The sequence below is a fragment of the Albidovulum sp. genome, assembly GCF_049646345.1.
Lineage (GTDB): Bacteria > Pseudomonadota > Alphaproteobacteria > Rhodobacterales > Rhodobacteraceae > Albidovulum.
Window position 1 is genome coordinate 1 of record NZ_JBARVQ010000603.1, and the last position, 5,934, is coordinate 5,934.

Annotated in this window: 6 protein-coding genes; 1 reads left to right on the plus strand and 5 read right to left on the minus strand. The window is 62.5% G+C overall.

Annotated features, from left to right (window positions below):
• Positions 1-145: 145 nt before the first annotated feature.
• Genes WBB85_RS15755 through WBB85_RS15770 form a run of 4 tightly spaced genes read right to left on the minus strand, consistent with a single transcriptional unit; the run spans position 146 to position 3,851 of the window.
• Complete coding sequence (locus WBB85_RS15755; protein ID WP_432639551.1) at positions 146-1,180, minus strand: TRAP transporter substrate-binding protein; 1,035 nt, start codon at positions 1,178-1,180, stop codon at positions 146-148.
• A 49-nt stretch (positions 1,181-1,229) separates the two neighbouring features.
• Positions 1,230-2,558: a TRAP transporter large permease gene (locus tag WBB85_RS15760; RefSeq protein ID WP_432639552.1), complete on the minus strand. Its 1,329-nt coding sequence runs from the start codon at positions 2,556-2,558 to the stop codon at positions 1,230-1,232.
• On the minus strand, positions 2,558-3,064 hold the full coding sequence (locus WBB85_RS15765; protein ID WP_432639553.1) for a TRAP transporter small permease subunit: 507 nt from the start codon (positions 3,062-3,064) through the stop codon (positions 2,558-2,560). The genes WBB85_RS15760 and WBB85_RS15765 overlap by 1 nt, the downstream gene beginning before the upstream one ends.
• A gap of 1 nt (position 3,065) precedes the next feature.
• The gene (locus WBB85_RS15770; protein ID WP_432639554.1) at positions 3,066-3,851 is read right to left on the minus strand and encodes an N-formylglutamate amidohydrolase; all 786 of its coding nucleotides are present in this window, start codon (positions 3,849-3,851) and stop codon (positions 3,066-3,068) included.
• A 142-nt stretch (positions 3,852-3,993) separates the two neighbouring features.
• Between WBB85_RS15770 and WBB85_RS15775 the strand changes: the two genes are divergently transcribed.
• Positions 3,994-4,866: a MurR/RpiR family transcriptional regulator gene (locus WBB85_RS15775; protein WP_432639555.1), complete on the plus strand. Its 873-nt coding sequence runs from the start codon at positions 3,994-3,996 to the stop codon at positions 4,864-4,866.
• Between the two features lie 49 nt (positions 4,867-4,915).
• Here WBB85_RS15775 and WBB85_RS15780 read toward each other — a convergent pair.
• A partial coding sequence (locus WBB85_RS15780) for a DMT family transporter (RefSeq protein ID WP_432639556.1) occupies positions 4,916-5,934 on the minus strand: 1,019 nt, incomplete at its 5' end.

Sequence of the window (5,934 nt, forward strand, 5' to 3'; positions counted from 1 at the left end):
GGCGAGCACAGTGTCGATCTCACCGGCGGCGACGGCCTTTTTCAGCGCGTCGAAGGTCAGGTTGGCGGGCATTCGGGTTCTCTCCCTCTCGAACTTCAGCGGACGCGGCGGGGACCGCCGCGCCCATATTCATAGTGCCATTGGATCAGGTATAGCGGTAGGGCCGCCCGGCCTTGTCCATTGCCTCGTTATAGGCCTTGAAGATGCCGACGATCTTGGCCTTGGTCTCGCTTTCCGCCGCGATCTCTTCCCAGAAGGTGCGGGCGGCGGCTTCGACCTGCGCCCATTCTTCGTCTGGGATGGAGGTCAGCTGCATCTTGGTGCCCTCGACACGCAGTCGCGCCTCGCCCGCCCAGTACCAGTGCTGGCGGTAGTAGTGCGAGCTGTCGAAGCAGACGCGGACGAGTTCCTGCAGATGCGCAGGCAGTTCGTTCCAGCGGTCCATGTTCGAGAAGAAGTGACCGACCCAGGCACCCGAGATGTTGTTGGTCAGGAAGTAGTTGGTCACATCGGCCCAGCCGACCGTGTAGTCCTCGGTGATGCCCGACCATGCGACGCCGTCAAGCTCGCCGGTCTGCACCGCAACCTCGATATCCTCCCACGGCAGCGTGACCGGGACGACGCCAAACTGCGACAGGAATCGCCCGGCGGTCGGGAAGGTGAAGACCCGCTTGCCCTGAAGGTCGGCCAGTGAATTGATCGGATCCTTGGTAGCGAAATGGCACGGATCCCAGGCCCCGGCCGAGATATGCTTGATGCCAACCTTTTCGTATTCAGCGCCCCAGATTTCATTCAGGCCCCAGTTGTGGAAAAGGGCGGGCACGTCGAGCGAATAGCGCGAACCGAACGGGAAATAGCCGCCAAAGACAGTGACTTCGGTCGGTGAGGCCATACTGTCGTCATCGGACTGCACCGCGTCGATCGTGCCGCGCTGCATCGCCTGAAAGAGCTCACCCGTCGGCACAAGCTGATCGGCGAAGTAAAGCTCGATCTCCATCTGGCCTTCGGCGATCTTGTTGAAGCTGTCGATGGCGGGCTTGATCACATGTTCGCCCAGTGCAGCGCCGGCATAGGTCTGAAGCCGCCATTTGATAACGGATTGGCCATGAACGGCGGGTGCGGCAAGGCCAGCGGCCCCCGCTGCGGCCCCTGCCGTCAGGAACTTGCGTCTCGTGGTCATCGGTCTTTCCTCCTTGTTTCGGTTCGGGTTCAGGGACGGTTGGCCCGCCTTATTGTTTGTAAACTGTGTCAGGCAGCCACATGGCGATCTGGGGGAACATGATGACGAGGGCGAGCGCCACGATCATCACGCCGACAAAGGGAATGATGGAGCGATAGATGTCGCCGAGCGATATCTCGGGCGGCGCCATCGCGCGCATCAGGAAGAGGTTATAGCCGAAGGGCGGCGTCATATAGGCGATCTGCGTGGTGATCGTATAAAGGACGCCATACCAGATGAGGTCAAACTCCAGCGCGGCCACCAGCGGCACGTAAAGGGGCGCCACGATGACGAGCATCGCGGTGTCGTCCAGGAAGGTGCCCATCAAGAGGAATGTGAGCTGCATGATGATCAGCACATGCCAGCGGTTCAGCCCCAGATCCTCAAGGAACAGCCCCTTGAGCGCATCGACCGCGCGCAGTCCGTCAAAGACCGCGCCGAAGGCAAGGGCGGCAAGGATGATCCACATGAACATGCAGGAAATCGCCAGCGTCTGCCGCGCCGAGGTCTCAAACACGGTCCATGACATCCGGCCCTTGACGATGGCGGCAAGGGTGGCGGCGAGCGCCCCGATGACCGAGCTTTCGACAAGGCGCACATAGCCGGTGACGAAGGGCACCATCATCACCAGAAAGATGCCGAGCGGCAGCAGACCAGCGGAGAGCAGCCGCAGCTTTTCCGCCCGCGTGACCTCTGCCCGCTCTTCTTCGGGCAGGACGGGACCGAGCGACGGGTTCAGCTTGCAGCGGAACCAGATGTAGAGGATGAACAATGCCGCCATCATCAGGCCGGGGAACACACCGGCCAGCCAAAGTTTGCCCACCGGCTGCCGCGCGATCATCGCGTAAAGGACAAGGACAACCGAGGGCGGCACGAGGATGCCGAGCGACGACCCCGCCTGAATGACGCCTGTCACCATCAGCTTGTCATAGTTGCGCTTCAGAAGCTCCGGCAGGGCGATGGTGGCCCCGATGGCCATGCCTGCGACCGAAAGCCCGTTCATTGCCGAAATCAGCACCATCAGCAGGATCGTCCCGATGGCAAGCCCGCCGGGCACCGGCCCGAACCAGACATGGAACATGCGGTAAAGATCATCGGCCAGACGGCTTTCCGACAGAATATAGCCCATGAAGATGAACATCGGCAGGGTCAGAAGCGGGAACCAGCCCATCAGCTTGATCGACTGCGCAAAGGCCAGGTCATAGCCGCCCCTGTCACCCCAAAGCAGGATCGCAGCGACCATGGCGACGCAGCCGATGATGCCAAACATGCGCTGTCCGGTCAGCAGCAGCGCCAGCATCGCGCCGAACATTGAAAGGGCGATTACGTCCGTGGACATCAGAGTTCCTCCCCCCTCAGCTTCGCGATATCCCTGAAGAGGATTGCGATGAATTGCAGGATCATCAGGGTGATCCCGATGCACATGACCACCTTGATCGGCCACATATAGGGCCGCCACAGCCCCCGCCTCTGTTCGCCGTATTCGATGGCATAGGCGGTGCTCTCGATGCCGCCATAAAGCAGCACGCAAAGGTAAAAGAGCAGCGCGAAGATGGTGACCACGTCCACCAGCGCCTTGGTTCGATCGCTCCAGCGGCTGTAAAGCAGGTCCATGCGCACGGCGCTGTCCATCTGGATCGCATAAGCGCCGCCCAGCATGAAATAGCCCACCATCAGGAACTGACCCATCTCATCCGTCCAGATCGTCGGGGTCAGGGCCGTGCGGGCAAAGGACGACCAGAGCATCACCGCCATCAGCGCGAACAGCAGATACATGGCAAAGCGGCCCACCCTGTAATTCAGGATGTCGACATAGCGTACGAAGGTTCGGGTCCAGTTCGGCATGTCAGGCGCTTGCCTTTCTCTTTGATGTCCCGATCCGGGCCAAAGCGGCTGTCAGCACCGGGGCAAGCCCGTCAGACAGGCTCGCGACGGCCAGATCGTCGGCCAGAAGGTCGTTGCGGATCTCAAGCATCACATGGTGCAGCCCGTAGGGCGTCGCCTGAAGGCGCAACGTATGGGTCACGCCATCGGCCGCCGAATAGGGCTCGTTCAGGCGGCAGGTCAGGCCGGTCAGCGCCTCGGCTTCGGCCAGAACCGCCTTGGCGAAAGTCGGGTCGGCATCGTGGATGATGCCCAATTCCACCTCGCGCCGCTGCCCGTGATAGACCGGGGTAAAGCTGTGGACCGTGACGATCACCGGCGGGCGGTCCATGGACAGAAGCCGGGCGATCTCGGCATGCAGCGCCGCGTGGAACGGCAGATAGACCTGCTCGGTCCGCTTCTGACGCTCCTGCTGCGTCAGGGCGGCATTGCCGGGAACCTCGAAGACCTCGCTTCTCGCGGCCATCGCGCCGGATGCATGTGGTGGGCGGTTCAGATCATAGATCAGGCGCGAAATGCCCGCCGCGACCAGCGGCGCGTCAAGGGCCTGAGACAGTCCGCGCGCGAGGCCGAGTGCGCCCGGGTCCCAGGCAATATGCGCTGCACGCGTTTCTGCCTCGAGGCCGAGCGTGCCGAATTCGGCCGGAAAATGGTTCGAGGCATGTTCACAGACGATCAGGAACGGCCCGCTACCGTCGCGGTTCTCGGTCGTCACGACCGGAAGGGTGGTGTCAAATGCCCCCGCCATGCTGTCCGGAATCCTCCCCGATTCACTTGATCAAAAGTCCCCTGCCGGGCATATTTCTGTCAAGATGTTTTCTTGACGAAAATTTCTGTTACAATCTTTACATCTCTGGCCGGACGCGTCTGGCAGAAAGGGAGACAGCCTTATGTCCGGCGCTACGCGGACCATCGAACAGCAGATCAGGGCGCATTTCGACGCGCTGACACGGGCTGAACGGCAGCTCGCCTCGCATATCACCCGGCACTATCCAGTGGCGGTTCTGGGCTCGATCACAGCACTCGCCAAGGCGGCGGAAGTGTCGACACCGACGGTCGTGCGGCTGGTGCAGAAGCTGGGCTACAAGGGCTATCCGGATTTTCAGATCGTGGTCCGGGCCGAGGTCGAGGAACGGCTGATATCACCCATCGCCAAGCATGACCGCTGGGCGGGCGGCGTGCCCGACACGCATATTCTCAACCGGTTTGCGGATGCGGTGGTGGGGAATTTGCAGGCCACGCTGGGTCAGATCGATCATGCAGAGTTTGACGCGGTTGCCGGGCTGATGGCCGACAAGGAACGAAAGATTTTTGCCATGGGCGGGCGCATCACCCATGCCATGGCCGATTATTTCGTCACCCATATGAAGGTCATCCGCCCGAATGTGACCCTGATTTCCGACATGTCGAATGCCTGGCCCCCGGCCCTGATCGATATGGATAAGGGCGATGTCGTGCTGGCCTTCGACATCAGGCGCTATGAGAACAACGTGCTGTCCCTCGTCGAAATGGCTGCCGATCAGGGGGCCGAGGTGGTGCTGATCACCGACCAATGGGTCTCGCCCGCCGCCGAACGGGCGCGCTACCGGCTCTCGGCCCATATCGAGGCGCCATCGGCCTGGGATTCGACGGTCGCCATTCAGGTGCTGGTCGAAACGCTGATGGCAGCGGTGCAGAGCCTGACCTGGGAAGACACGCAGGCGCGGATGAAGCGGCTGGGGGACCTCTATTCCCGCGCCCGGTTCTTCAGACGGTCAAAGTGATCTGCGAAGCGCAAAAGTAAGGTGGGTTTAAACCCACCTTACATCCCGATCAGGTCGTGAGCGCAGGCGGTCTGTGGCGCATGCCGGTGGCGGCGTTGAAAGCGATGGCGGCCAGAAGGATCGCGCCACCAAGAAAGGTGCCGATGCTCGCGCCCTCGCCGAGGATCAGCCAGACCCAGACCGGGGCCAGCATCACCTCGACCATGGAGAGAAGCCCAAGCTCGGCCGCCTCCACGACACGGCTGCCAATTGTGTAGATGGCAAGGCCGAAGGCCAGCAGAAACGCCCCCATCAGCATCGCGATGACGATGGCGCGGGGCGGTAGCGCAAAACTTTCACCGCGTGCGGCAATGACGGCGCCTGCCACGATCACCGACAGGACCCCGCCGGTCAGGACCGAGGGTAGCATGTTGGCCACCCGCCCCCAGCGCAGGGAAATGGTGAAAGCCGAAAACCCGGCCGCCGAGGCGATGGCGGCAAGGTTGCCCCAGCCCGCGCCGATCGCAAGCCCCTCGCGCACCATCACGAACATGCCAGTCCCGGCCAGCGCGATGGCCCCCCATGTCGCCCGCCGGACCGGTTCCCTGAGAACAAGCCAGGCCATGACGGCGGTGAAAAGCGGGGCTGCGGCGAAGAGGAACACCGCATTGGCGACCGTGGTGACCTGTATCGCATAAATCGCGCCCGCGAAGGCAAAGACAAGCCCAGTGCCGCCGATGACGCCCGGCCAGCCCGCCATTCGGATGCGCCGGAACGGATGGCCGCCCGACCGGATCGTGACCGTCAGGAACAGGACCGGCACCATGCCGAGCGAACGGTAGAAGAGAACCTGCCAGGTCCCCGCCTCGCCGATCAGCCGGATCGCCAGCGCATGCAACGACCAGAGCACCGCCGCGGCAAGGACAAGCACGACACCCGACCGGTAGCTGATTTCCTGATCCATCGCCCATCCCCGTTTGCGACAGGTTGAGCGGCAGGCGGGCTTTGCGTCTGTTCCGTTGCCGACCTGATCCCGCGTCGGTTTCGGTGCCTTAGACCGACACAGCCCCGGACCTGATCCGGGGCCTC

Bases quoted from the DNA above. Each gene is read 5' to 3' on its own strand.
- WBB85_RS15755 (WP_432639551.1), bottom strand. From the start codon at position 1,180: ATGACCACGAGACGCAAGTTCCTGACGGCAGGGGCCGCAGCGGGGGCC.
- WBB85_RS15760 (WP_432639552.1), bottom strand. From the start codon at position 2,558: ATGTCCACGGACGTAATCGCCCTTTCAATGTTCGGCGCGATGCTGGCG.
- WBB85_RS15765 (WP_432639553.1), bottom strand. From the start codon at position 3,064: ATGCCGAACTGGACCCGAACCTTCGTACGCTATGTCGACATCCTGAAT.
- WBB85_RS15770 (WP_432639554.1), bottom strand. From the start codon at position 3,851: ATGGCGGGGGCATTTGACACCACCCTTCCGGTCGTGACGACCGAGAAC.
- WBB85_RS15775 (WP_432639555.1), top strand. From the start codon at position 3,994: ATGTCCGGCGCTACGCGGACCATCGAACAGCAGATCAGGGCGCATTTC.